This window comes from Blautia sp. St.27G3 (genome assembly GCF_059728505.1).
The window spans coordinates 1,201,802-1,228,049 of the sequence record NZ_BAAGFO010000001.1 but is presented as its reverse complement, the minus strand read 5'-3'; the positions used below and the strand labels follow the sequence as shown (position 1 = coordinate 1,228,049).

Sequence of the window (26,248 nt, the reverse complement as noted above, 5' to 3'; positions counted from 1 at the left end):
AAGGCTTTCGCCTCCATACCTTTTGTACCATCAAAAATAAACAAAAAAATCTGCTGTGCGAATGGCCAGATTTTCACAGAAATATGGAAAGAGAGGTGCTTTATGGAGCAGGATGTTGTACTTACCATGCGAGACATCAGTAAGAATTTTCCGGGAGTAAAAGCACTGCAGAATGTCGATTTTACTCTGCGCAAAGGAGAAATCCATGCGCTTATGGGAGAAAATGGAGCCGGGAAGTCTACTTTGATTAAAGTGCTCACCGGTGTGGAAGAATTTGAATCCGGCGAAATCCAGATTGAGGGAGCTGATACGGCGATTATCAACCGTTCCCCACAGGAGGCGCAGGCGAACGGGATCAGTACCGTTTACCAGGAGGTAAACCTCTGTCCGAATCTTTCAGTGGCAGAAAACCTGTTTATCGGGCGTGAACCGAAGCGGGCGGGTATGATTGACTGGAGAACTATGAAAAAGAAGTCCAGAGAGTTACTCGAGGGACTGGATATACATATTGATGTTTCAGTAGCAGTAGAAAATTATTCGATTGCAATCCAGCAGATGCTGGCAATTGCGCGTGCGGTAGATATGTCGGCGAAGGTGCTCATTTTGGATGAGCCGACTTCATCTCTGGATGACGGAGAAGTGGAAAAATTATTCGGTCTGATGCGCAGGCTGCGTGATCAGGGCGTAGGTATTATTTTTGTAACACATTTCCTGGAGCAGGTATATGCAGTCTGTGACCGCATTACGGTGCTTCGGAACGGCGCGCTGGTCGGAGAATTCAAGGTAGAGGAGTTGCCGAGAGTACAGCTGGTTGCCAAAATGATGGGAAAAGACTTTGATGATCTTGCTGCCATTAAAAAAGAAGGCATGCAGAACCGCATAAAAGGCGAGGTGGCGATCAGCGCAAAGAAGCTTGGTCATAAGGGGACGATTCGTCCGTTCGATTTGGATATCCATAAAGGTGAAGTGATTGGTTTAACCGGATTGCTTGGCTCTGGCCGTTCAGAGCTTGCCAGAAGTATCTATGGCGCGGATAAGCCGGATATGGGAGAACTGTTTGTAAAAGGAAAGAAACTTCTTGTAGGTGCTCCGCTCGATGCCATGATGGCAGGTATGGCTTATCTGCCTGAGAACCGAAAGGAAGAGGGGATTATTTCTGATCTGTCGGTGCGTGAGAACATTATCATCGCGCTTCAGGCAAAACGAGGACTGTTTCACTTGTTGAGCCGCAAAGAACAGGAAGAATTTACCGATAAATACATCGACGTTTTGCAGATTAAAACGGCAGACCGGGAGACGCCGATTCGACAGCTTTCCGGTGGAAACCAGCAAAAAGTAATCCTTGGCAGATGGCTTTTGACCAATCCGGATTTCCTGATTCTGGATGAGCCGACCAGAGGTATTGATATCGGAACAAAGACAGAGATTCAGAAGCTTGTGTTGCAGCTTGCCGAGCAGGGCATGGCAGTTATGTTCATTTCATCTGAGATTGAGGAAATGATTCGTACCTGCAGCAGAATGGCCGTACTTCGCGACGGTGCGAAGGTTGGCGAGCTGGAAGAATCTGAGCTTCATCAGAACTCAATCATGAAAGCAATCGCAGGAGGAGGAAACTGATGGAAAATATCAAAAAGCTGACATCCAAAAGGTTGTTTATGCCGCTTTTCTGTCTGGCTGTTATGCTGATCGCGGCAGTGATTGCCAGTCCTGATTTTTTTAAAATTGGTATACAAAACGGCGTATTGTATGGACGTATTATTGATGTGATAAACCGAGGCAGTGAGGTTGTGATTCTTGCAGTTGGCATGACGCTTGTCGTATCTGCTTCGGCTGGTACCGATATTTCTGTAGGTGCTGTTATGGCCGTTGTAGCGGCCGTTGCCTGTGCGTTTACCGCAGGCGGACAGCAGAGTGTAAATGAGTATATTCGTAATCCGTTGCTGGGCGCACTGCTGGCAATCCTGGTTGGTATTCTCTGCGGTTGCTTCAATGGTTTCCTGGTAGCAAAGCTGAAGATTCAGCCAATGGTTGCTACGCTGATTCTGTTCACGGCAGGCCGTGGAATCGCACAGCTTCTGACGAATGGACAGATCACCTACGTGCGTGTGGACAGCTATAAAATGCTTGGTTCCAGCATTCCGGGTGTTCCGGTTCCGACCTCAATATTTGTTACTGTTCTGATGGTGGTGCTGACCATGTTGCTGCTGAAAAAAACGGCAATGGGAATGTACATAGAGGCGGTCGGAATTAACTCCAAAGCGGCAAGACTTGTGGGACTAAAATCTACGATGATTATCTTTCTCGTGTATGCGTTCAGCGGTTTCTGCGCAAGTATTGCAGGACTGATCAACTCATCCCGTATTTATTCTGCGGATGCAAACAATATCGGACTGAACCTGGAGCTGGATGCGATTCTGGCAGTTGCTCTTGGCGGCAATTCTCTGGCAGGCGGTAAGTTTTCTCTGCTTGGTTCTGTGATTGGCGCATATACGATTCAGACGCTGACGACAACTCTGTATGCAGGTTCCGTAAGTTCTGATCAGATTCCGGTATACAAGGCGATTGTGGTTGTGATTATTGTATCTTTGCAGTCACCGGAGCTTGGAAAGCTGATGCGTCGTCTGAAAGCAAAATTTTCTGCAGGGGCAGGGAAAGGAGCGGTATCATGAAAAAAGAAAGACGTAAACTAGATGGTAATTCTTTCCTTCTCGTGATTACCATTGCATTGTTCCTTGTGATGTATGTCGTAGGCTGTATTCTTTTTAAGACACAGGGTTTTGCGAAAACACAGAATTTCCTGAATCTTTTTATTTCAAATGCAGGTCTGATTGTCATTGCAGTCGGCATGACGATCGTCATGATTACAGGCGGTATTGATATTTCAGTAGGTTCTGTCGTAGCTATGGTATGTATGATTCTGGCTTGGACCATGGAGATGGCCGGTTGGGGCGCAATCTGGTCGACCGTTTTTGTGCTGGCGATTGGTCTGGTATTTGGATTTGTACAGGGATGGCTTGTTGCATACCTGAAGATTCAGCCATTTATTGTGACTCTTGCAGGCATGTTTTTCGCGAGAGGTATGACGGCAGTGATCAGCAAAGAGATGATCAGTATTAAAAATGAGATGTTTCTTTCCTGGGCGCAGTGCAAAATTTATCTGCCGTTTGGCGGATACATAAATAAAAAGGGAATGCTGATCAAACCGTATATATATCCGAGTGTAATCATTGCCATTTTCATTCTGATTGCAGTTTTTCTTGTCCTGAAATACACAAAATTTGGACGAAGCATTTATGCAATCGGAGGAAACGAACAGTCCGCATTGATGATGGGACTGAATGTCAAGCGCACAAAGCTCAAAGCTTATATGCTGGAAGGCTTCCTGGCAAGTCTGGGCGGTTTTCTGTTCTGTCTGAATACGTGTTCTGGTTTTGTGGAGCAGGCAAAAGGACTTGAGATGGATGCTATTGCTTCCTCTGTCATTGGAGGAACCCTTCTGACTGGTGGAGTCGGAAATGTAATCGGCAGTCTGTTCGGCGTATTGATTAAAGGTACGATCGAAGCATTTATCACCTTCCAGGGCACGCTGTCTTCCTGGTGGACACGAATCACAATCGCAGCAATGCTCTGCTTCTTCATTGTACTTCAGAGTGTCTTTGCTGCGGCGAAAGAGAAAAATAAAAAATAGATTGTAATTTGTAATAAAAGCAAGAAAAATTTCTTTTCATTGTACCCCTTATTAAATGGGCTGTTACAGGAAAACATTTAGTCGCAGACAGACGTGTCTGTGCATGAATTGTTTTCCAAGTGGCAGCTCTTTTTATTTGGTTGTAGAGTTTTCTGAAAATCAAAGAAATTTGTTATTTTACTTGAATGTTAAAATGCGTTGCTTGTGGTAACGGGCAGATACGTCTACAATAGTGGTAACAATGAAAGGAAGGAGGTTATCCCGAATGCTCAGCAAAAATATTAAAGCGATCAGAAAATCAAAAGGACTTTCGCAACAAGAGCTTGCTGTCAAGCTGAACGTGGTGCGACAAACAATTTCTAAATGGGAGCAAGGATTGTCGGTTCCGGATTCTGATATGTTGGTTTCCCTATCAGAAGTGTTTGAAACATCCGTGAGTACATTGCTTGGAGAAAACGTCATTGAGTCAGAAATTGACGACTTAAAGGCGATTTCCGCAAAACTGGAGGTGATAAACTTGCAACTTGCACAGAGAAAAACCACAAGAAAAAGAATTGTACATTGGCTTTTGATCTCATTGTGCGTAGTTGTGGTAGCAATTTTTTCAATTTTATTGGAAGTAGAAAGTCCTTACTTGGCTTGGGATTATAGTGATCCTGAAACCGCCGTTCTCGGAGTGGTATTTCACTCATTTGAATGGTTGCTTGTCAGAGTAGCACCGATTATTCTTATTGGTGCAATCGTTGGTATTATCTTGACGCAGAAGAAAGAATAAAACCGCTCTGCTTTATAGCTCCATTCAAAAAAGATAAAATCAAATTGTTATCGCATTATCCCCTCCGGACGCTAATAAGGAGGCAACGCCGTGTCCCTATCATTCTGGAAAGGTTTTGTACAAATAGTTATTGAAAAAAATATTGGGATATGATAAGTTTAAAATGTAAATTTACAGAAAAAATGTAAAAAAGGGGGATGCGGTATGAAACTGGGATTGAATTTGTCTTTTGCGGTGAAGCGGTGGGTAGAGCCGGAGCGTCTGGCAGCGCTGGTGAAACATGATTTTGCAACGGACCATGTACAGGTTACGTGGGATCTGATTGACCCGTGGTGGCCGGCGGAGCAAAGGGGTGCGTATGCACGACGTTTTCGGGAGGCGTTTGAGCGGGCAGGTGTGGTGATTGATTCTACGTTCAGCGGGCTTGCGGCCTATTCTTATCCGCAGCTGCTTGCGCCGGATGAATTGCAGCGTGGGATTGCGCTGCAGTTTTTTAAACGGGCGGTTGATATGACAGCTGAGCTTGGTGCAGAAGTAATGGGAACCGCGATCGGTGCATTATCCTATGATGATGCGAGGAATCCGCAGCGCAGAGAGTTCCTGTATCAGGATATGCTGAAAAATATCAGGATGATTGCAGCGCATGGAAAGGAACGGGGACTTAAGGAAATACATATCGAAGCCACACCGCTGTTTACGGAGATTCCGCACAGCCCGTCTGTGTCTGTACAAATGATGGAAGATCTGAAAGGGACGGAGATTCCGGTCCGGCTTCTGATTGACTGGGGACATGCGCTTTACCGGCCTCTGCTTGGGGATGAGGCGGATATTGCGCTTTGGTTCCGTACTTGCGGCCCATATATTGGGGCGATCCATCTTCAGCAGACAGACGGTGAATGGGACAGGCATTGGGATTTTACAAAAGAGGGAATTGTGACGCCTGAGCTGATTAAAAAAGCAACCAAGGACGCGGGGCTGGATGAGATCACGCAGTATCTCGAGGTGTGCACAGCGATTGAGGATGACGATGACCAGGTATATGCCAGAATGAAACAGACGATGGACTACCTGCACAGAGAATTGGGAGTCTGAAGGTGATAGTAACGTTCTGACTGAGATACGAAACCAGAACAGAAGCGTAACAAAATGGCAGCTATATGAAGTGTAACAGTAGTATCTTCATATGGCTGCCGTTTTTCTTTGTTTTTTATAAAGCGGAGTTTTTTCTTAAACGTGAAGTGCCGGACTCTGGGTTGGCAGAAGCGTGGAGCCGCGGATGATCAGTTGCGTGCTCAGAACCACCTGTTTGTTTGCAGAGCCGGGGGATTTGATCTGATCAATCAGCATTTCACAGGACTGATAGCCGATCTGTTTTTTCGGCTGATCGACTGTGGTGAGCGGAGGGTCTGACATGATGGATATTTCCGTGTTGTCAAAGGCTATCACAGATAAATCCTCCGGTACGCGAAGACCAAGATTTTTAGCTGCATTGATAATGGCGATTCCGTAGACATCCGAGCAGGCAAACATGGCCTGGGGACGATCGGGAAGCTGCAGGATATGCAGGGCTTCGGAATATGCAAGGTTGTAGTTGATGGAGGAGATGTGTGCCACCCATTCCGGGTTGATCTCAAGGCCGTGCTCCTCAAGCGCCTGTGTGAACCCTTTTTCCCGGTGTCTCGCGTATTTGAATTTCAGGGAACTGTTCATCAGGCCGATTTTTTTGCATCCCGTGAGTACCAGATAATTGATCGCTGTGACGGTTGATGCCACATCATTGATGGTTACATAGGAGACGTCATAATCCTCTGGATATTCGCAGCACATAATAACCGGACACTTGAAGTTCAGTTCACGTATCAGCTCTGTATTTGGAACTGAAGAGAGGATCAGAATGCCTGCAATTGATTTTTCTTTAAGAATATTGGCAAAATCAGAAATCTCAGTGTAATAATCTCTTGACTGAAGGAAGATGACGTCATAATTATTTTCGTGCGCGGCTTTCTGGATTCCGTCAATGACAGGGCTGTAAAATGGGTTACAGAAATCCGGGACGCAGGTCAGAAGAAGATTGCTTTCCGGATTGGAGAGCGCATGGGGATTCTGTGGATGAAAATCGTATTTCTGCATGATTTCAATGACATGATTTCTTGTTTCTTTTTTGACATTTCCTTTATTATTGAGCACTCTGGAAACTGTTGCGATGGATACATTCGCTTTTTCTGCCAGTTCTTCTATCGTAATGCGTTTCCTTTTCATTAAAAATCCTCCCATGAAACTTTTTCTTTTATATACGTGAAGAAATTGGGTCTGATCACGTAGGAAGCTGCTATTTTGCAGCTTCTGATTAAATAATATAATAAACTTAAAATGTAAAAATGTAAATACAAATGTAAAAATGAAAAGAAAAATGGCATAATATACAAAGAAATGATAATAAAATCATGAAAAACCATGAAAATAGCGTGGATTTTGAAAAAAATATTGAAAAAATGACAAGAACATGATAGCCTATAATTGTAAATTTACAGGAAAGAGTGTAAAGAATAAAACCATACATTTACGCTCTTCGGCAGAACGGAAGAAGAACAAACATGGAGAAGGAGGATACAAAATGAACGGTAAAAAGATGAAGAGAATGACAGCTGTTGTTATGGTGGGAACGATGCTTACTGCAATGCCGATGGGGGTGATGGCAGGAGAAGGCGGAAAAGTATACGGATATATTACTCCGGGTCCGGACACCTGGTACCAGAGAGATGTTGACGGATTTACAATGGGCGCGGAAAAAGACGGGAATAAGGTTGTTGTTCTGAACTCAGATTATGATGCGGACAAGGAGATTTCCAATATTGATTCTCTGATCAATCAGGGTGTGGACGGACTTTGTATTTTCCCGTTTAATGAGACAGGCGCGAAGATTGCGGCAGAGAAGTGTGCGCAGGCCGGTATTCCGGTGGTAGCGACCGATACGTGCGGAACGGCGCTCGACGCAGAGGCTGATATAGTGGCAGCAATTGATTTCGACTGGACGGAGATGGGCATCAATTATGCGGACTGGATGGCTGAAAATCATCCGGGCGAGAAGTTTGTGATTATCACGGGAAATTTTGAATCCGTTCCGTGTCAGAGAGTGAATGAGGCGATGACGGCCAGAGCAGAGGAACTTGGACAGAACGAGCTGGTAGAGCTTCGGGAAGGAAAATACAATCCGAGCGAGGCCGTGAATGTGGCGCAGGACCTGATTTCCTCCGGAAAAGAATTTTCCATTATCTTTGTGATGGATGAAGATATGGCAGCGGCAGTTATTCAGATGCTGAAGGCAAGTAATCTACTGGATGACTATACGGTGATAGCACAGAACGGTTCTCCGGCAGGGCTTCCGCTCGTAAAAGAAGGTTCCCTTTCTTATACTATTTCTTCTTCACCGGGTTGGGAAGGACTTGTTTCTTATCTGGCGCTGGCGAACTATGTGGAAGGGAAGAGTACAGAAATCGAGCAGTCCATTATGCTTCCGATCATGCCGGTAGATCAGGAAAATATCGACGATGAGAGCAAGGTGGTTCCGTGGGAAGTAAATGATATTTTCTGGGAGCTGACACAGGAGTATTTCCCGGAGCTTCTCGCTGAATAAAGGGAGTGAGAACCGGAATAAGCTTGAAAAGAGATTTCAGTGGAAACGTAATATTTGAAAAACGGAAGGAGAGTATGTGTGGAACAGATACTTGAGCTGAAAGATATCAATAAGAGTTTTGCGGGGATTCAGGTTCTTCACAATGTAAATCTCACCCTTCATGCGGGAGAGACGGTCTGCCTCGTCGGAGAAAACGGGGCAGGCAAGTCCACCCTGATTAAAATTTTGTCCGGCGCCGAAAAGCCGGACAGTGGAAGTATCACACTGTTTGGCCGTACCTGGTCCTCGCTTCAGCCTTCCCAGGCTATGGAGCTTGGAGTTGCAACGATTTATCAGGATGTGGATTTGGTCGATACTTTGAGCGTTGCGGACAACATTTTTCAGGGAGCCGAAATTAGAAAAAACGGAATTTTTATTGATCGCAGGAAACAGGAAGAAAAAGCAGGTGAGATTCTGCGTGCGCTGAATATGACGATCCGTCCGGATGTGCTGGTGGAAACGCTGTCGCCTGGGCAGAAACAGAATCTTCAGATAGCGAAAGCGCTTCACAAAAAAGCGAAAATCCTGATTATGGATGAACCGACTGCATCGCTCGGTGAGGATGAGACGAAAGCGCTCATGGAATTGATTGACCGGCTGAAGCATGACGGGATCGGGATTATTTATATTTCACACTATATGGACGAGATTTTCCGTGTGGGGGACCGCGTCAATGTGTTAAAAGACGGTTACTCGGTCAGTGAAAGACAGATCGGGGAGGTCACACAGGAAACCTTGATTCGTGAAATGGTGGGAAGAGATGCTTCTAATTATTATAGGAAGGGAAATTTTTCAACCGGAGATCAGGCATTGGAGATACGCGGGTATACAAGGGGAAATCTTGTAAAAAATGTCAGCTTTACGGTTTCACACGGCGAAGTGCTGGGACTTGGAGGGTTGGTCGGAGCAGGCCGGACGGAGCTGGTCCGCATGCTGTTTGGTGCAGATCCAAAGGAGAGCGGCCAGATGTTCCTAAATGGGAAAGAAATTACCCCGAAGGACCCCAAAGATGCGATAAAAAAGGGCATCTGTTTTGTGTCAGAGGACCGGAAAGGGGAAGCACTTTTTCTGGACCGCTCAGTAAAGGAAAATATTTCGATTGCGAAAAACGAGAGCAGGTTTTTTCTGAACCTGGCAAAAGAAAAAGAACTGGTAGATCACAGCATTGAGCAGCTCTCGATCAAAGTGTTCAACCGGGAACATGATGCAGGCAAGTTAAGCGGAGGCAATCAGCAGAAGGTTGTAATTTCACGGTGGCTGGCCATGGACGGTGAAATTTATATTTTTGATGAGCCGTCAAAGGGCGTGGACGTTGGCGCCAGAGAAGAGATTTACCGGCTGATAGAGGAACTTGTAAAACGGAAAAAAATAGTAATTATGGTTTCGTCTACGATGCCGGAGCTGATTTCCATGAGTGACCGCATTGCTGTTATGAAAGATGGTGCACTCAGCGCAGTGATTCCTGCCGATGAGGCGCAGGAAGATGAGCTGCTGAAATGGTACATGGGCATAAAATAAGAAGTTTTTAAGGATAAAGGGAAAAAGAATGAAGAATAAAAATCTGAAACAGAGACTGTTTCAATCACAGTGGCTGATGCTTTTGCTGATTACGATCCTTATTTCTGTGTTTACGGCGATTGCAAACCCGAAATTTCTGGCCATCAACAATATCATGAATATTTTTGAGCAGATTGCGGTATCAGGACTGGTGGCAGCAGGAGCGACTATTCTGATTATATCCGGTAATTTTGATATTTCCGTGGGGGCGATTATCGGACTGGCGTGCTGCACGAACGCGCTTCTGATCAATCAGGGGGTGAACGGATTCGTGGCCTCTGTGGCGGCGGTTGCAGTTTGTATGCTGTGCGGGCTTTTGAACGGAGCGCTTGCCATTCTCTTTAAGGCTCCGTCTTTTATCATAACTCTGGCGACGACGAGTGTTTACAAAGGAATCGGATTGTTTGCGACTAAAGGTGTCATCCAGACGGTCTATGGGAAGTTTGATATGCTCGCGTTTACAAAGATCGGAGGAGTGATTCCACTGTCTTTTGTGATTAGTTTGCTGGGCTTTGTTGTTGTATTTATTATTTTAAACTACACACAGATCGGAAGAAGAATTTATGCAATTGGTTCCAATGAAAAATCGGCGTTTCTTTCCGGCGTGAGGATTACAGAGAATAAACTGCTTTTCTTTATGCTGAACGGGTTTTTTGTCGGTATTGCGTCCGTGCTTTTGCTCTCCCGCGTCGGTTCCGCGCTTCCGTCTTCCGGAGCCGGACTGGAAATGACGGCAATCGGGGCGGTCGTGATCGGAGGAGCGCCGATCAGCGGCGGACAGGGAAGTGCAGTTGGCACGTTTTTTGGCGTGCTGCTTTTGGGACTGATTTCGAATGTACTGAATATTCTGGGGGTAAATCCGTATTTGCAGGAGATTGCGTCAGGTGTGATTATCATTCTGTCGCTTGGGATCAGTGCGCTGCGCTTTAAGATGTTGCGTAAATAATGTAATGTTTTTGAGAGGACGCCCGAAAGAGCATTTCAGTAGAAAGGAGAACGTATGAGAAGGATGAGAGTGGGTGTGATTGGGATTGGATTTATCGGGGCAGCGCATATTGAGGCGCTGCGCCGTCTGGGATATGTGGATGTTGTGGCAGTGGCGCATAAGAGCGGAGGAGAGAAGAAGGCGGGGGAACAGTTTGTACCCAAGGGATATGATGACTACAGGGATATGATTGACCGGGAGGAATTGGATGCGGTACATATCTGTACGCCGAATAATCTACATTTTGAGATGGCAATGTACGCGATGGAGAAGGGGCTGAGCGTGATGCTGGAAAAGCCTTTTACCATGACTGTGGAGGAAGCAAAAACGCTGTGTGCGTATGCAAAAGAGCATCAGATTGTGACAGGGGTGAATCACTCGCTTCGGATGAATCCGCAGGTACAGCAGATGAAAGCAATGGTGCAAAGTGGAGAGATCGGAGAGGTATTTGCAGTGACAGGCGGGTATCTTCAGGACTGGCTGTTTCTGGAGAGTGACTGGAGCTGGCGGTTAGACCCGGAGATTTCGGGGAATACAAGGGCATTTTCGGATATCGGAACGCACTGGATTGATATGGTGGAAGACATTACAGGACTGCGGGCAGTCGAGGTGCTTGCAGAATTTGGTCTGCTGCATAAAACGAGGAAAAAACCGCTGAAATCCGTCGAGACATTTTCTGGAATGGCGCTTCGGCCGGAGGATTATGCGGACACGCCGGTGAAAACGGAGGACTGGTGCAGCATTTTGTTCCGGTTTGAAAACGGGGCGATCGGAAACATGAACGTGAGTCAGGTGACGGCGGGGCGAAAGAATCAGCAGATTATCTCGATCAGCGGCAGCAAATGCGCGCTTCATTGGGATAGTGAGGATTCCCAGGAGCTTTGGGTCGGAAGGCGGGAAATGTTCAACCAGAAGGCGCCGAAGGACCCGTCTGTGCTTTCAGATAAGGCAAAGGCTGTGATTGGATATCCGGGCGGCCATGTGGAAGGATTCCCGGATACATTCAAAGCACAGTTTGAAAAGTTTTATCAGGCGGTGTTGGAAGGAGATACCGCGCAGAGGGATTTTGCAAATTTTGAGGACGGTCTGCGGGAAATGGTGCTTTGTGAAAAGGTATATGAGTCCGCGCAGAAGCGTGCGTGGGTGAAAATATAGGAAAAGTATAAGGGAGGGGGAAATGACGATGATGAAACTTGGTTTGCACACGGCGATTCTGGAAGGATATTCCTTCGAGCAGGTCGTGGATTATGCTGCGGAGACGGGGTTTGAAAGCCTGGAGGTTTGCTGTTGGCCGCAGGAACCGGCAACCAGAAGATATGCCGGTGTGACGCATATAGATGTAGATGGGTTGACAGAAGAGAAGGCAGAGGCATATCTTGCCTATGCAAAGAGGCGCGGAATTAAAATAGCAGCGTTGGCCTATTTTCCAAATCCGATGTCAGACGAGCCGGAAGTGGCAGAGAAATCACGGAAGCATTTATATAAGGTAATTGATGCGGCAAAATTGATGGATGTAAGGCTTGTGACGACCTTTATCGGACGGGATAAGAGGAAGACGGTAGAGGAAAATTTGGAAATGATGGAGGAAATCTGGCCGCCGATTCTGAGCTATGCTGCGGAACGGGGGGTACGCATTGCGATTGAAAACTGCCCGATGTATTTTACGGGAGACGAATGGCCGGGCGGCAACAATCTGGCAACGACGCCGGAGATCTGGCGTCGGATGTTTGCAATGGGGCCAAACATCGGACTTTGTTTTGATCCGTCTCATATGGTTCTGCTGGGGATGAACGTGTGGAAACCGGTGGAAGCGTTTGCGGAGCGTATGTTTCACATTCACTTTAAGGATCTTCAGATTGATCAGGATAAGGTGGAGGAATACGGGCGATTCACGTATCCGGGGCTGTGGCATACGCCGAAACTGCCCGGCCATGGCGACGTCGATTTCCCGAAACTGATTACAAAATTAAACGAAATTGGTTACAGCGGTTCTGCCTGTCTGGAATGTGAGGACCGGTCGTTTGAAGGGACACCGGAAGATATCAAACATGGAATTGAGGTGGCATACCGTTATCTGCATACCCTGATGTAGAGGGAAACTGGCAGACGGATGGGAATGGAAAAATATTATTTTGGAATTGATATTGGCGGAAGTTTTATAAAATTCGGGCTTTTTGACTCACAGGGGAGCCTTCTGGAAAAGTGGGAAATACAGACAAGGCTTGAAGAAAACGGAGCGCTTATTTTACCGGATCTTGTTAATGGTGTAAAGGGAAAAATAAACGAACGGCGTTTGAATACACGGGCAGTGGGCGGAATTGGAATCGGTGTGCCCGGCCAGGTGGACGAATGCGGCAATGTTGTGCTGGCGGAAAATCTTGGGTGGAGAGATGTGCCTCTCGTACAGCATGTGAAGGAGAAGACAGGACTTCCGGTAAAAGCTGAAAATGATGCAAATCTGGCCGCACTCGGGGAATACTCAATGGGAAGCGGAAAGGGCTGCCGGAGCATGATGCTCGTGACACTGGGTACCGGAGTTGGTTGCGGGATTATTGTGGATGGCAAAATTCTTACCGGAGCGCATCAGGCAGCAGGCGAGATTGGACATATTCATGTGGATGATCGGATACAGGAACCGTGCAGCTGTGGAAAATACGGCTGTCTGGAACAGCTATCGTCTGCACGCGGCATTGTGGGGATTGCGCGGCGTATTTTGCAAGAGGATGCAGATGCACAGCAGGCAGCCGGACGCAACGACGCTGCGCTATCGGCGAAGCGTATTTTTGAGGCAGCCGGAAAAGGCGAAGCGCTGGGGCTTCAGGTTACGGAGGAGTTTGGGCTTTATCTTGGCAAGGCGCTTGCCATGTGTGCCTGTGTGGTAGATCCGGAGGTGATTGTGCTTGGAGGCGGCGTGTCGAAGGCCGGAAGTGTTCTGCTGGAACCGATTCAGAAATATTATCGCCAATATGCATTTTTACCGTGTGAGAATACAGAATTTCGCCTGGCAAGGCTTGGCAATGACGCCGGAATTTGTGGCGCAGCCAGACTGTTTTTGGGACAAACCTGTGTACTTATGTGAAAGAAAGAGAATGACAGAAGTTTCATGTGTCAGATGTGGAATCTATGTGCAACCAAAAGAGAGGCCCCCTGTGTTTCCATACAGGGGGTCTCAAAGGTTTCGTTGTAATTCAGTTCTTCGGATTCGATCTTGTCAATGGTGCCGTTTTCCCAGCTGAAACGCAGATAGCGGTAAATTACTTCATGTTTCCGGAGATATTCCGGGGAGCTCAGCAGCGTGTGGAGGTCGGAAGGTGGTATCTTGTTGTCCTCGCAGAGCGTCTCTTCAGATACTGGTTTTCCGTTTATAAAAAAGTTGGCAATCATCGTGGATATGGAATCCTGGTATGGAATTTCCTTGATGGACATAACAAGATACTGGGATTCCGGGTCACTGTAGGCCACCTGGATGGTGTAGTCCTGATATGCCTTGATAAAAGCATCCTTTCCGTCGCCGGGAGCAATGCCGGCCGCAGTTGTTTCACCGTTCATCTGAAAAAGGGCAGCCGGTGCATAATCGGTTGTTTGTTTTTCGCATCCTGTCAAAAGCAGCAGCGAAAATAGAATCATATATAGTAATCTTTTCATACAGCAATATTCCTTTTCTCTTCTATCTATTTATAAATTATCATATTATGAAAAAAGAATCCAGGGGTATTTCGGTTACTTTTCAGAAAAGTTCAGCGGAGAAGGCGTGGAAAAATGGAAAGTTCTGTGAAATAAACCTTAATTTTTTTTGAACAGAGTTGACTTTTCCAGGGAATTAGATTAATCTTTCAAAAGGATTTTTAAAGTTGCTTTTAAGGTTAAAAAGAAACAGGAGAGTAATATGAAACAGACTCAGACGAGAAAGATAAATCCAATGAAGAAAAAAAGAGAACGTTCAGAAAATGTAAGACTGCAAAAATTGATTGCGGTGCTGAACAAATATTCACTGATTTTCCACGCATTGCTGGCTTGCAGCGTCTGCTTTTTGATCGAGTGGATTTCGAGACATTCTTTTGTGGAAGCGTGTTATTTTGTGGTAGACCGGAATCTTGTGTTCCTGTATAATTCGCTGATTGTATTTTCGTCGCTGACGCTGGTGTACATAGTAAGAAGAAGAGCAGTTTTGCGTACGACCATCTGTGCATTCTGGGTATTTCTGGGAACGATCAATGGCTGTATTCTAGCCAAAAGGGTGTCTCCGTTCAGCTTTACAGATCTGAAGATGGTGGGAGACCTGTTTACGATGCAGAGCAATTACTTTACCGCTTTTGAGGCTGCGGTAGTGATTGCAGCAGTTACGGTTTTCATGATTTTTCTGGTCATTCTCTGGATTAAGGGACCAAAGTTTACGGGACATCCGCACAGACTTGCCAGTGTGGCAATGATTTTTGGCGTGATACTGATGCTTCCGAATGTGACGAATGCAGCTGTCAGCAATAATATTCTGACGTCTTATTTTGAAAACCTGGCGCAGGGCTATAAAGATTATGGTTTTGTGTACAGCTTTTCCGCAAGTGTGCTGGACCGCGGAATGAGTGCTCCGAAAGATTATTCTGAAGAGTCCGTGTCTGCGATACTCAGTAAGATGCAGGGCAGCGGAACGCTGGAGGCAGACAATACAAACGAGAGCCTGCCGGTGTCTTCAAAGGAGCAGGAAAAAAGGAACAGTGCAGTTGAGGAAGCAGGTGCGGCGGCATCCTTACAGAAGCAGGATAGCATTAAGACAACCTCTCCGGGAACCGGAGATCAGCAGGAGGATTCTTCGAAGATACGAACTGCACAAAGCAAGAGCAAAGAGATTCCAGAAGAATCAGCAGGAGCGGATTTTGAATATCCGAATATTATCTGTGTTCTTCTGGAATCTTTTGTTGATCCGCAGCTCATTCGTTTTCTTGAAATGAGCGAGGACCCGATTCCGAATTTCCGTGCGCTGTATGAGAATTATTCTTCCGGCTATCTGGATGTTCCGGTTGTGGGCGCAGGGACGGCAAACACAGAGTTTGAAATTCTTACAGGGATGGGGATGCAGTTTTTCGGACTGGGAGAGTATCCATATAAAACGATTCTGAAAAAGACGAACTGCGAGAGTATCGCTTCGGATCTGAAGACAATCGGCTATGGCGCACATGTGGTACACAACAACGGCGGTAATTTTTACAGCCGAAGGAATGCGTTTTCCATGATGGGCTTTGATACTTTTACGAGCAAGGAAATGATGGATATCCGCGATTATACGCCGCTTGGCACCTGGCCAACGGATGATATCCTTGTGGGTGAAGTGGAAAAGTCTCTGGACTATACGCCGGATCAGCCGGATTTTGTCTATACGATTACAGTGGAGGCACACGGGGATTACCCGCATGAGCAGGTGCTGGAGAATCCGGACATCGTGGTGACAGGTCTGGAGGATGAGGGCTGGAGCTATGCGTGGGAGTATTATGTGAACCAGCTTCATGAGGTGGATGAGTTTATCGGAGATCTGATTGCGATGCTGGAAAAGCGGGACGAGAAAACGATCGTGGTAATGTTTGGAGATCATCTGCCGACTATGGGGCTCACGGAAGAAGATATGAAGACCGGAAGCCTGTTCAAAACGCAGTACATTACGTGGGACAATTTTGGTCTTGAGAAGCAGGATGCGGACATTACATCCTATCAGCTTCTGGCGGATATTATGAAACGGCTTGGCATCGAAAACGGCACGATGTTTACGTTGCATCAGAACCGGGATCAGTATGCAGACAAAGAAGAATATCAGAGGGACATGGAACTTTTACAGTATGATATTCTCTACGGTGAGCATTACGTTTATGACGGCGGCAATCCGTATCCGGCTTCCGATCTTGTGATGGGAACGCAGGATGTTGTTGTGAAAAGTGTGAGGGAGACGGAGGAATATTTCTACATCAGCGGAGAGAATTTTACGAAATGGAGCAAGGCTTTTGTGGATGACAGTAAAGTGAGCACCGGCTATATTTCGTCAAAGCTCCTGCGGATTGACAAAGAAAGTCTGCCGGAAGGGTATCATAAGCTTGTGGTGAACCAGATGGGGTCTTCCGATACCATTTTCCGGAGTTCGAATACGTATTATTATACGAGAGTGCTGCCGGCGGAGATAGAAGAGGAGAGTGAAACACAGACGGAAGAATAACTTGCGGATAATGGTTGACAAAAAAAAGAGCGGCTGTTATCATGCTAATAAGATAAGCTGGAACGGTTCATAAAATAAAAAGATTTTATGCGTGGATGATCCAGAAAACGAAGAACAAGGGGGTTCTGACCGAAGGGGAAGAATGCCCTTTTTTATGCGCAGACCTGTGATTATTCAATGATTTTCAAAGAAGGAGAGCATGAAATGAGCAGATATACAAGGGAAGACATATACAGATTGATTGAGGAAGAGGATGTGGAATTTATCCGCCTTCAGTTCACGGATTTATTTGGAACGCTCAAAAATATCGCGGTGACGACAAGTCAGCTGGAGCGGGTATTGGATCATAAAATTTCTTTTGACGGGGCTTCGATTGAAGGGTTTGTCGGAGTTGAAAAGTCCGATTTGTATCTGTATCCGGATCTGGACACATTCTGTATTTTTCCGTGGAGGCCGCAGCATGGAAAGGTAGCGCGTTTCATCTGTGATGTATATGATGCAGACGGAGCGCCGTTTGCCGGAGACCCGCGTTTTATTTTGAAGCGGGTTCTCGCCGGGGCAGAAGAGATGGGATACCGCCTGTTGGCTGGCCCGGAATGTGAGTTTTTCCTTTTCCATACCGATGATGAGGGTAGACCGACGACTCTGACGCATGAGAGCGCCGGATATTTTGATATTGCTCCGCTCGATCTCGGGGAAAATGCGCGCAGAGATATGATATTGACGCTGGAGGAGATGGGGTATGTGGTTGAGGCGTCTCATCATGAGAACGCTCCGGCACAGCATGAGATTGATTTCCGTTATGATGAAGCGATGCGGACGGCAGACGGCATTATGACAGCTCGTCTTGCAGTCAAGACGATTGCGAAAAGACACGGGTTGCATGCGTCTTTTATGCCGAAACCGAAGAGTGGTGTGAATGGTTCTGGTATGCATATTAATTTATCCGTGGAAAAAGACGGCTTCAATCTGTTCCATGATGAGAAAAGTCCGATTCATTTCAGCCAGGAGGGTTATTGGTTTATCGGGGGGATTATGAAGCATATCCGGGCAATTACGGCAGTGACAAATCCGCTTGTGAATTCCTATAAACGTCTGGTGCCGGGCTATGAAGCCCCGGTTTATATTGCGTGGTCGGCGACGAACCGCAGTCCTTTGATTCGTATTCCCTCTGCGAGCGACGCGGGGCAGCGGGTGGAGCTGCGCAGCCCGGATTCCGCAGCGAATCCATATCTGGCGTTGGCTGTTTGTATCGCTGCCGGGCTGGATGGCATTCGGAATCAGATTTCACCGCCGGACCGTGTGGATGAGAACATCTTTGCAATGTCTGAGGAAGAGCGGATGGCAAAAGGCATTGCATGCCTTCCGGGTAGCCTAAGAGAAGCAATCACTGCGCTTGAATCTGATAATTATATCTGCGAAGTGCTGGGAGAACATGCGGCAAAAGGCTTTCTGGAAGCAAAGAAAAGAGAATGGGACGATTACCGTGCCAGCGTAAGCAGCTGGGAACTTGAGCATTATCTGTCCAGGATTTGACGAACGGCCCGGGAGATCCGCGCAGTCAATTTTAATGCAGACGGAACAGGGGGGCCGGTATGGTAAATGTGGTAGTGGTTTTTCCGAAAATTGAAGATGCGAAAGCGATTCGGAGCCTGCTGATGCGCAACGGGTATGAAGTGAAGGCAGTGTGTGTGACAGGCGCGCAGGCGCTGGAAGCGGCGGACCGGCTTGGCCTTGGCGTTGTTGTCTGCGGGTACAGGTTTCCGGATATGTTGTACGATGAGCTGTATGGGAATCTGCCCCCTCATTTTGAGATGTTACTTGTAGCGTCTGCGCGGCTGACACAGGAAGGTGTGCAGGAGGGCGTCGTTTCTGTGACAATGCCGCTGCGTGTGCATGAGCTGGTTAATTCTTTGGAAATGGTGGCAGGGCATCTGGAATGGCGCAAAAAGAAGCGACGGATGATGCCGACACAGCGGGATGAGAAAGAAAAGAAGCTGATTACGGAAGCAAAGGCTCTTTTGATGGAACGAAACCATATGACAGAAGAAGAGGCGCACCGCTATCTTCAGAAAACAAGTATGGACAACGGGACAAGTCTTGTAGAGACAGCGGAAATGATATTTATGCTGATGAGAATTTAGAAAACATATAGATCAAACGAATGTGTCCAGGGTTACAGGGACAGGACATCTGTAAAAAGGAAAGAAAGAGGAAATGAGATGAAATTTACGAAGATGCATGGAATAGGAAATGATTATGTGTATGTGAACTGCTTTCAGGAGCATGTGGAACAGCCGGAGGAGCTGGCCCGCCTGGTCAGCGATCGGCATTTCGGAGTTGGTTCGGACGGACTCATTCTGATCAAGCCTTCGGATTGTGCGGATTTTGAGATGGAGATGTACAATGCGGATGGCAGCCGCGGAGCGATGTGTGGGAACGGGATTCGCTGCGTGGCTAAATATGTGTATGATTATGGTCTGACCGATCAGACGAAGATTAGCGTAGCAACTGGAAGCGGCGTCAAATATCTGGATTTAACAGTAGAAAACGGGAAGGTGGCGCTTGTACGTGTAGATATGGGAGCTCCGGTGCTGGAGGCGGAAAAAATTCCGGTTGATGTATCGAAGTTCGAAGCGGAGAAGGCCACAGGTGTGATTGGCAGGACGCTTTGTGTAAAAGGAAACAGTTATACAGTGACCTGTGTGTCTATGGGGAATCCGCATTGTATTGTTTGCACAGAGGATGTGGACGGATTGGCGATCGAAGAGATCGGGCCTTATTTTGAGCGGCATGAAGCGTTTCCGGATCGTGTAAATACAGAGTTTATCCGGGTCCTGGACAGACAGACAGTACAGATGCGTGTATGGGAACGCGGTTCCGGGGAGACCTGGGCGTGTGGGACTGGCGCCTGTGCGGTGGCCGTAGCCTGCATCTTAAACGGATGGACAGACGAACAGGTTACAGTGAAACTGCGCGGCGGCGATTTGCAGATCTTCTGGGATCGGGAGAATGATACTGTGTTTATGACAGGACCGGCGACGGTTGTGTTTGATGGCGAGCTATTTCTGTAGAGGAGAAAACGTATGTTTAAAGTAAATGATAATTATTTAAAACTTCCTGGAAGCTACCTGTTTTCAACGGTTGCGAAAAAACAGCGTGCATTTGAGGCCGCAAATCCGGACAAGCCCGTGATTCGCCTCAGCATCGGCGATGTGACCCAGCCGCTCGCTCCGGCGATCGTAGAGGCGCTGCACCGTGCAGTCGATGAGATGGGGAATCCGGAGACGTTCAGAGGATACGCGCCGGATTTAGGATATGAATTTTTAAGAAATGCCATTGCCCAAAATGATTACCAGGCGCTTGGCTGCCACATTGCGCCGGATGAAATTTTTGTGTCAGACGGAGCTAAATGCGATTCGGGAAATATCCAGGAGATTTTTAGCGTGGATAACAAGATTGCTGTGTGTGATCCGGTCTATCCGGTGTACATTGATACGAACGTTATGGCGGGAAGGACAGGCACGTATGATGTAACGCATGGAACCTGGAGCGATGTGATTTATATGCCATGCCATGCAGGCAACAATTTTGCGCCGGAGCTTCCACAGGAGACGCCGGATATCATATATCTGTGCTTTCCAAATAATCCGACAGGAGCGACCATCACGAAAGCGCAACTGCAGGAATGGGTGGATTATGCGAACCGGACAGGGGCTGTGATAATCTATGACGCTGCTTATGAAGCATATATTTCAGAAGCAGATGTACCGCATACCATCTTTGCATGCGAAGGTGCGCGTACGTGTGCGATGGAGCTTCGCTCATTCTCAAAAAACGCGGGATTTACGGGTGTACGACTTGGGTTTACGGTAATTCCGAAAGAATTGAAGTGTAAAGGTGTGACGCTTCATTCTCTTTGGGCGAGGAGGCACGGAACGAAATACAATGGAGCGCCCTATATTGTGCAGAAGGCAGGGGAGGCTGTTTATTCTGCAGAAGGAAAGATACAGCTTGCAGCGCAGGTGAACTATTATATGGAAAATGCAAGAATTATCAAAGACGGGCTGGAAGGCGCCGGTTATGAGGTGTCCGGCGGCGTCAATGCTCCATATATCTGGCTTAAGACCCCACACAATATGACTTCCTGGGAATTTTTCGATTATCTGCTGGAACGTGCAAACGTAGTGGGAACACCGGGCTCAGGGTTCGGACCGAGCGGAGAAGGCTACCTGCGTCTGACTGCTTTTGGCACACGGGAAAGCACCGTGGCGGCAGTGGAACGCATCAAACATATGTAAAGACATGAGACAACAGGAATCGGATAAAACAGGAAAAGTCCCGCATTGGCTGAAGCAGCGTGCGGGACTTTCTTTTTACAATTATCAGGTGTTCTGTATCAGACTCTTTTATGTAGCGTTACAGCAGCGTAATACCGTGCTGCGCTGCTTCCTTGTGGATGTCTCCCGGCCACAGGGAACACTGCACCTCGCCAATGTGCGCTTTGCGCAGATAAAACATACAGATGCGTGACTGACCGATACCGCCGCCAATCGTGTAGGGCAGTTCCTTTTCGAGAATTGCTTTTTGGAACGGGAGCTCGGCGCGTTCTTCGCATCCGGCAAGCTTTAACTGACGAAGAAGCGAGTCCTCATCAACGCGGATACCCATAGAAGAGAGTTCAAGCGCAATGTCAAGTACCGGATAATAAACAAGAATATCGGCATTGAGTTCCCAGTCATCGTAGTCCGGTGCACGACCATCATGTCTCTGACCAGAGGCAAGGACTCCACCGATCTGCATAACACAGACAGCCCCTTTTTCTTTTGTGATCGCATATTCACGTTCCTTCGGGGTGGCCTGAGGATACAGGTCTTCGAGTTCCTGCGAGGTAATGAAGAAAATGTCCTTTGGCAGAATTTCGCCTATGTAATCATACTGAATCGACATGTAAACTTCTGTTTTTTTCAATGCCTTGTAAACAGATCGTACCACCTTTTTTAAGGTATCAAGATTTCGTTCATTTTTATTGAGCACCTTTTCCCAGTCCCACTGATCTACATAGATGGAATGAATATTGTCTGTCTCTTCATCTCGGCGGATGGCATTCATATCTGTATAAAGCCCTTCGCCGTGTACAAAACCATACTCTTTGAGTGCATATCGTTTCCACTTGGCCAGAGAATGTACGATTTCGGCTTCCGCTTCATTTTGTTCTTTGATGCCAAATTTAACCGGGCGTTCTACTCCGTTCAGATTGTCGTTCAGACCAGAAAGCGGGTCAACGAAAAGCGGGGAAGAGACACGGAGCAGATTGAGCTGAGAGGCAAGCGTCTGCTGAAAAAAGTCTTTTACCGTTTTGATCGCTATCTGTGTGTCGTATAAAGAAAGGGCTGAAACATACCCTTTCGGAATAATTAAATGATCCATTGTGTTCCTCCGGTAAATATTTTCTTTGTCATCCTGATTATAGCAGAACCGGGAGAAGATACAACCGAAAATTAAAAAATATTTGAAAGAGCGTCCGAATCGGGATGCGTAATCTTAAAGGCATGATCTGCACAGGTTTCCCTCCGGTTGACTTTAAGCTTGAAAAGTAGACGACCATTCCCTTGAGTTCCAGTAGATAATGTGTATAATGTAGCATATCAGAAGTTCCGAAGGAACTTCGGGCCATTCGCGTAAGCGAAGGGCCAGGCTGCGCAAGCAGCGATATGCTAACGAGCAAAAATGGGGAAGCAGGAGGTACAGGATGCAGGCAGTGACAATCGAAAAGCTTTCAAAAGTTTATCCTGGAGGGAAGAAGGCAGTGGAGGATTTGAACCTTTCTTTGCAGAAGGGAGAGGTGTTTGGATTTTTGGGACCGAACGGAGCGGGAAAAACGACTACGATCAAAATGCTGACTGGTACGCTTGCGCCCTCGGGCGGGGAGTGCAGAGTTTTGGGCAGAAATCCGGTATCGGAGCCGGAGAAGGTACATGCAAGCTGCGGTGTTGTGACGGAGCATGCGCAGATGTATGGTAATCTTACGGGATTGCAGAACCTGTTTTTTTACGGGGAAGCGTTCGGTATGTCGAGAGATGATTATAAAAAACGTGCGAGAAAGTTATTAGAAGAGCTGGAACTTTCAGAGGCAGGAGATCGGAAATTATCCGCGTATTCAACAGGAATGAGACAGAGGCTTTCTCTGGCAAGGGCGCTGATACACCGGCCCGGAATTTTGTTTTTGGATGAGCCGACCTCAGGCCTGGATCCGGAAAGTGCGCAGAATGTAAACAGGATGATTCAGTCTCTGGCGCGGGACGAAGGGATTACGGTTTTTCTGTGTACGCATCAGCTGCGCTATGCAGAAGGAATCTGCAGCCGGTTTGGACTTCTCGAACATGGCCGCTTGTTGGCGGACGGGACGCTGGAAACGCTGAGAAGGCAGGTGTTTTCCGGACTTACCGTGTGCGTGCGGGGGACCAATATTTCCGGTGAGATTTCACAGACAGAAAAGAGAAATACCGTTTGGGGATTTGATTGCTTGAAAACAGGGCCGGATCAATTTGAATTTTCGATTGGCCAGGAAGAAGAAATTCCGAAGTTGGTACGCGCCCTTGTTGAAGGGGGAAGCAATCTTTACCAGGTGGCTGTGAAAACAAAGAGTCTTGAGGATATTTATTTTGCATTGACAGAAAAGGGAAGGGAGGTATCTGCATGAATCGGGGGATGATGGCAATTATGAAAAAAGATTTTTATGGAGTGATTGAGAATAAAAGGCTTTTCATAACGATGTTGATTGTTCCGCTCGTCCTGACGCTTGTGGTTCCTACGATTTTTATTTTTGGAATTCATTTTGCGCCGGGGGAGACAGATCTGAATCAGCTTTTGAAGTTGTTGCCTGTGGTGACGGACATGGAGCAGGCGCTCTATGGTCTGTTTCTGAATTACATTATGCCGATATTTTTTCTTGTGATTCCAGTTATGACGTCTTCTATCACGGCTGCCACCTCTTTTGTCGGAGAGAAAGAAAAACGGACACTGGAAACGCTGCTTTACTGTCCACTGACCCTGCGTCAGATATTTATTGCAAAAGTACTTGCATCTTTTAGTCTGAGTATACTGGTATCGTTTATTTCCTTTTTGGCTATGGCCGTAGTGCTGGAAATAGAACTTGTATATCTGACCGGCAGTATGCTGCTGCCAAGTGTCAGCTGGGTGCTTATTTTGTTTCTGGTAGGGCCGGCGATTTCCCTGATTGCAGTGACGCTGATTGTGCGCGGCTCTGCAAAAGCGCAGACCGTGGAGGAATCACAGCAAAGCGCTGTATTTCTGGTTCTGCCGATTGTCCTGCTGATTGTCGGACAGTTTACCGGGATGATGCTTGTGAATGCAAGGATTCTTCTCGGGATCGGGGTAGTCAGTGTGGTGCTGGCCTGGGTTCTGCTTGGGCGGGCAGTGAAACGCTTTCATTATGAGCGGTTATTAAAGTAAAAGATAAAAATTTTGTGAAAAGAAACAAAAATTACTGCTTGCCATACACAGAAAAGTGTGCTAGGATAACAACATTAAAAAGCAGTGAAGGAGACTCTGTTTCTGAAATCTGACAGGAATTCGGCATCACCGACTGAGAGTGCTGATGGGAGGAAGGAGACAATAGGGAACACTCTGGAGCCGACTGTCTGAATGAGATCGAAAGATCAGTAGGACAGTACGTTGCACGCGTTAAGTGTTAAAAAAGAGGCAGACAAAGGTGTCTGCAATGCGGGTGGTACCGCGGGTAAAGATTATCCGTCCCGGAATATCATAGTATGATGTTCCGGGATTTTTATGTTTAGATCGGACAAATTAGCTTGGAAAGCATCCAGATGAAATCATACAGGATCTGATTTCATCTGGATTTTTTATTTTCACAAAGACGCAAAGTAGGTGAAAATACAACGTATGTTCGTAAACATGTAAAATCCCGGAACCGAAAGGAGACCAAAATGGAATTTTTAACAGGAATTACACCAAAAGAAACGATGGAACTCGATATGCTTGTGAGACCGGAATTAGCCGGAAGCAAGGTAAAGGTGAATGGCTTTGTCCACGCAATCCGCGCGATGGGAGACGTTGTATTTGTCGTGCTGCGCAAACGCGGCGGGCTGTTGCAGTGCGTGTTTGAGGAGGGCGTTTCGGAGCTTTCCGCAAAGCAGGTGCGGGAATCACAGACCGTGGAGTTGTCCGGACGTCTGGAGTTGGATGAGCGGGCGCCGCACGGCATTGAAATTCGCGTGACAGGCGGCAGGATTCTCTCTGCTCCGTATGCGGCGTTGCCTCTGCCGATTGGAAAATGGAAGCTGAATACGTCGCTGGAGGCAAAGCTTGATTATCGCAGCATTTCCCTGCGTAATCTGAGGGAACGTGCAAAGTTCCGTATTCAGGAGGGAATTGTAAGAGGATTCCGGGATTATCTTTACAGCCAGCAGTTCACGGAGATTCACACGCCGAAGATTGGTGCGAAGGGTGCAGAGGGAGGTTCCAATATTTTCAAGCTGGATTACTTTCATCGCCCGGCGGTGCTGGCACAGAGCCCACAGTTTTACAAACAGATGATGGTAGGTGTTTTTGATCGCGTGTTTGAGACCGCTCCTGTATTCCGGGCAGAGAAACATAACACAAAACGGCATCTGAACGAATATACAAGTCTGGATTTTGAGATGGGATATATCGGAAGTTTTACGGATCTGATGGAAATGGAAACGGGATTTTTGCAGTTTACCATGAAACTTTTGGAGACAGAGTACAAAAAGGAGCTGGAGCTGCTTGGCATTAGGCTTCCAGATACGAAAAGAATCCCGACCGTGCGCTTTGACAGGGCGAAGGAACTGGTTGCTGAAAAATACAGTCGTCAGATCCGAAACCCATATGATCTGGAGCCGGAGGAAGAGCAGCTGATCGGTCAGTATTTTAAAGAGGAATACAACGCAGATTTTGTGTTCGTCACGCATTATCCCTCCAAAAAACGGCCGTTTTATGCGATGGATGATCCGGAAGATACGAGATTTACCTTAAGCTTTGACCTGCTGTTTCACGGACTGGAAATCACGACCGGAGGGCAGCGCATTCATGACTATCAACAGCTTTGTGACAAGATCGCGGCCCGTGGGATGTCTGAGGAGGGCATGGAATTTTATCTGAATACGTTTAAATGTGGAATGCCTCCGCATGGTGGGCTTGGAATCGGTCTGGAACGCTTGACCATGAAACTGGTGGGAGAGGATAACGTCAGGGAAACAACATTATTCCCGCGTGATCTGTCGCGTCTGGAGCCATAATAGGCTGGTTTTGTTTCTGTGTAGCTAGGGAGCGATAAGCGCTGATTCGGAAACTATGCAGAAGATGTGGCT

The 26,248-nt window shown here is 47.0% G+C and carries 22 protein-coding genes; 19 read left to right on the top strand and 3 right to left on the bottom strand.

The annotated features are described in order from the left end of the window. The first annotated feature begins 102 nt into the window (after positions 1 to 102). The 5 genes from AC6I2O_RS05785 to AC6I2O_RS05765 all read left to right on the top strand — a co-directional run bounded on the left by AC6I2O_RS05785 (position 103) and on the right by AC6I2O_RS05765 (position 5,555). On the top strand, positions 103 to 1,617 hold the full coding sequence (locus AC6I2O_RS05785) for a sugar ABC transporter ATP-binding protein (RefSeq protein ID WP_120390942.1): 1,515 nt from the start codon (positions 103 to 105) through the stop codon (positions 1,615 to 1,617). Further along, positions 1,617 to 2,669, top strand: coding sequence for an ABC transporter permease (locus AC6I2O_RS05780; protein WP_120390941.1), 1,053 nt, complete (start codon positions 1,617 to 1,619; stop codon positions 2,667 to 2,669). The genes AC6I2O_RS05785 and AC6I2O_RS05780 overlap by 1 nt, the downstream gene beginning before the upstream one ends. After that, positions 2,666 to 3,688, top strand: coding sequence for an ABC transporter permease subunit (locus AC6I2O_RS05775; RefSeq protein WP_120390940.1), 1,023 nt, complete (start codon positions 2,666 to 2,668; stop codon positions 3,686 to 3,688). Before AC6I2O_RS05780 ends, AC6I2O_RS05775 begins: the two co-directional genes overlap by 4 nt. A gap of 265 nt (positions 3,689 to 3,953) precedes the next feature. Further along, positions 3,954 to 4,463: a helix-turn-helix domain-containing protein gene (locus tag AC6I2O_RS05770; protein ID WP_120390939.1), complete on the top strand. Its 510-nt coding sequence runs from the start codon at positions 3,954 to 3,956 to the stop codon at positions 4,461 to 4,463. Positions 4,464 to 4,667: 204 nt separating this feature from the next. Then, entirely contained in the window at positions 4,668 to 5,555 is an 888-nt protein-coding gene (locus tag AC6I2O_RS05765) for a sugar phosphate isomerase/epimerase family protein (protein ID WP_120390938.1), read from the top strand. Between the two features lie 135 nt (positions 5,556 to 5,690). Here the strand turns inward: AC6I2O_RS05765 and AC6I2O_RS05760 are convergent, their stop codons facing one another. Beyond that, the gene (locus AC6I2O_RS05760; RefSeq protein ID WP_497742070.1) at positions 5,691 to 6,722 is read right to left on the bottom strand and encodes a LacI family DNA-binding transcriptional regulator; all 1,032 of its coding nucleotides are present in this window, start codon (positions 6,720 to 6,722) and stop codon (positions 5,691 to 5,693) included. A 355-nt stretch (positions 6,723 to 7,077) separates the two neighbouring features. On the opposite strand from AC6I2O_RS05760, the gene AC6I2O_RS05755 reads away from it, so the two are divergent. The 6 genes from AC6I2O_RS05755 to AC6I2O_RS05730 all read left to right on the top strand — a co-directional run bounded on the left by AC6I2O_RS05755 (position 7,078) and on the right by AC6I2O_RS05730 (position 13,757). Then, positions 7,078 to 8,097 (top strand): sugar ABC transporter substrate-binding protein, encoded by a 1,020-nt coding sequence (locus AC6I2O_RS05755; RefSeq protein WP_497742069.1) that lies wholly within the window; start codon positions 7,078 to 7,080, stop codon positions 8,095 to 8,097. A gap of 78 nt (positions 8,098 to 8,175) precedes the next feature. After that, on the top strand, positions 8,176 to 9,654 hold the full coding sequence (locus AC6I2O_RS05750) for a sugar ABC transporter ATP-binding protein (RefSeq protein WP_120390936.1): 1,479 nt from the start codon (positions 8,176 to 8,178) through the stop codon (positions 9,652 to 9,654). Positions 9,655 to 9,682: 28 nt separating this feature from the next. Then, the gene (locus tag AC6I2O_RS05745) at positions 9,683 to 10,639 is read left to right on the top strand and encodes an ABC transporter permease (protein WP_120390935.1); all 957 of its coding nucleotides are present in this window, start codon (positions 9,683 to 9,685) and stop codon (positions 10,637 to 10,639) included. A gap of 54 nt (positions 10,640 to 10,693) precedes the next feature. Further along, positions 10,694 to 11,833, top strand: coding sequence for a Gfo/Idh/MocA family protein (locus AC6I2O_RS05740; protein ID WP_120390934.1), 1,140 nt, complete (start codon positions 10,694 to 10,696; stop codon positions 11,831 to 11,833). 22 nt (positions 11,834 to 11,855) lie between these two features. Next, on the top strand, positions 11,856 to 12,770 hold the full coding sequence (locus AC6I2O_RS05735; RefSeq protein WP_497742068.1) for a sugar phosphate isomerase/epimerase family protein: 915 nt from the start codon (positions 11,856 to 11,858) through the stop codon (positions 12,768 to 12,770). Positions 12,771 to 12,794: 24 nt separating this feature from the next. Continuing rightward, positions 12,795 to 13,757 (top strand): ROK family glucokinase, encoded by a 963-nt coding sequence (locus AC6I2O_RS05730; protein ID WP_120391330.1) that lies wholly within the window; start codon positions 12,795 to 12,797, stop codon positions 13,755 to 13,757. 29 nt (positions 13,758 to 13,786) lie between these two features. Here AC6I2O_RS05730 and AC6I2O_RS05725 read toward each other — a convergent pair whose 3' ends face one another. Next, positions 13,787 to 14,323 (bottom strand): hypothetical protein, encoded by a 537-nt coding sequence (locus tag AC6I2O_RS05725; RefSeq protein WP_120390933.1) that lies wholly within the window; start codon positions 14,321 to 14,323, stop codon positions 13,787 to 13,789. 241 nt (positions 14,324 to 14,564) lie between these two features. Between AC6I2O_RS05725 and AC6I2O_RS05720 the strand changes: the two genes are divergently transcribed. The 5 genes from AC6I2O_RS05720 to AC6I2O_RS05700 all read left to right on the top strand — a co-directional run bounded on the left by AC6I2O_RS05720 (position 14,565) and on the right by AC6I2O_RS05700 (position 21,175). Then, positions 14,565 to 16,874, top strand: a complete 2,310-nt coding sequence (locus tag AC6I2O_RS05720) for an LTA synthase family protein (RefSeq protein ID WP_497742064.1) — start codon at positions 14,565 to 14,567, stop codon at positions 16,872 to 16,874. A gap of 204 nt (positions 16,875 to 17,078) precedes the next feature. Beyond that, complete coding sequence (gene glnA / locus AC6I2O_RS05715) at positions 17,079 to 18,410, top strand: type I glutamate--ammonia ligase (RefSeq protein ID WP_120390932.1); 1,332 nt, start codon at positions 17,079 to 17,081, stop codon at positions 18,408 to 18,410. A 59-nt stretch (positions 18,411 to 18,469) separates the two neighbouring features. Continuing rightward, positions 18,470 to 19,018 (top strand): ANTAR domain-containing response regulator, encoded by a 549-nt coding sequence (locus AC6I2O_RS05710; RefSeq protein WP_120390931.1) that lies wholly within the window; start codon positions 18,470 to 18,472, stop codon positions 19,016 to 19,018. Positions 19,019 to 19,096: 78 nt separating this feature from the next. After that, positions 19,097 to 19,948 carry a diaminopimelate epimerase gene (gene dapF / locus AC6I2O_RS05705; RefSeq protein ID WP_120390930.1) on the top strand — a complete coding sequence of 284 codons (852 nt, stop codon included), beginning with the start codon at positions 19,097 to 19,099 and terminating at the stop codon, positions 19,946 to 19,948. 12 nt (positions 19,949 to 19,960) lie between these two features. After that, positions 19,961 to 21,175 (top strand): LL-diaminopimelate aminotransferase, encoded by a 1,215-nt coding sequence (locus AC6I2O_RS05700; protein ID WP_120390929.1) that lies wholly within the window; start codon positions 19,961 to 19,963, stop codon positions 21,173 to 21,175. Between the two features lie 118 nt (positions 21,176 to 21,293). Here AC6I2O_RS05700 and asnA read toward each other — a convergent pair whose 3' ends face one another. Continuing rightward, positions 21,294 to 22,304: an aspartate--ammonia ligase gene (asnA, locus tag AC6I2O_RS05695; protein ID WP_120390928.1), complete on the bottom strand. Its 1,011-nt coding sequence runs from the start codon at positions 22,302 to 22,304 to the stop codon at positions 21,294 to 21,296. A gap of 322 nt (positions 22,305 to 22,626) precedes the next feature. Here asnA and AC6I2O_RS05690 point away from each other — a divergent pair, with 322 nt between their 5' ends. The 3 genes from AC6I2O_RS05690 (at position 22,627) to aspS (ending at position 26,176) form a co-directional block, all read left to right on the top strand. Beyond that, positions 22,627 to 23,577 (top strand): ABC transporter ATP-binding protein, encoded by a 951-nt coding sequence (locus tag AC6I2O_RS05690; RefSeq protein WP_120390927.1) that lies wholly within the window; start codon positions 22,627 to 22,629, stop codon positions 23,575 to 23,577. Then, a complete protein-coding gene (locus tag AC6I2O_RS05685; RefSeq protein WP_120390926.1) occupies positions 23,574 to 24,350 on the top strand; it encodes an ABC transporter permease subunit in 777 nt (258 codons plus the stop codon). Before AC6I2O_RS05690 ends, AC6I2O_RS05685 begins: the two co-directional genes overlap by 4 nt. A gap of 494 nt (positions 24,351 to 24,844) precedes the next feature. Further along, entirely contained in the window at positions 24,845 to 26,176 is a 1,332-nt protein-coding gene (aspS, locus tag AC6I2O_RS05680) for an aspartate--tRNA(Asn) ligase (protein ID WP_120390925.1), read from the top strand. The last annotated feature ends 72 nt before the right edge of the window (positions 26,177 to 26,248 follow it).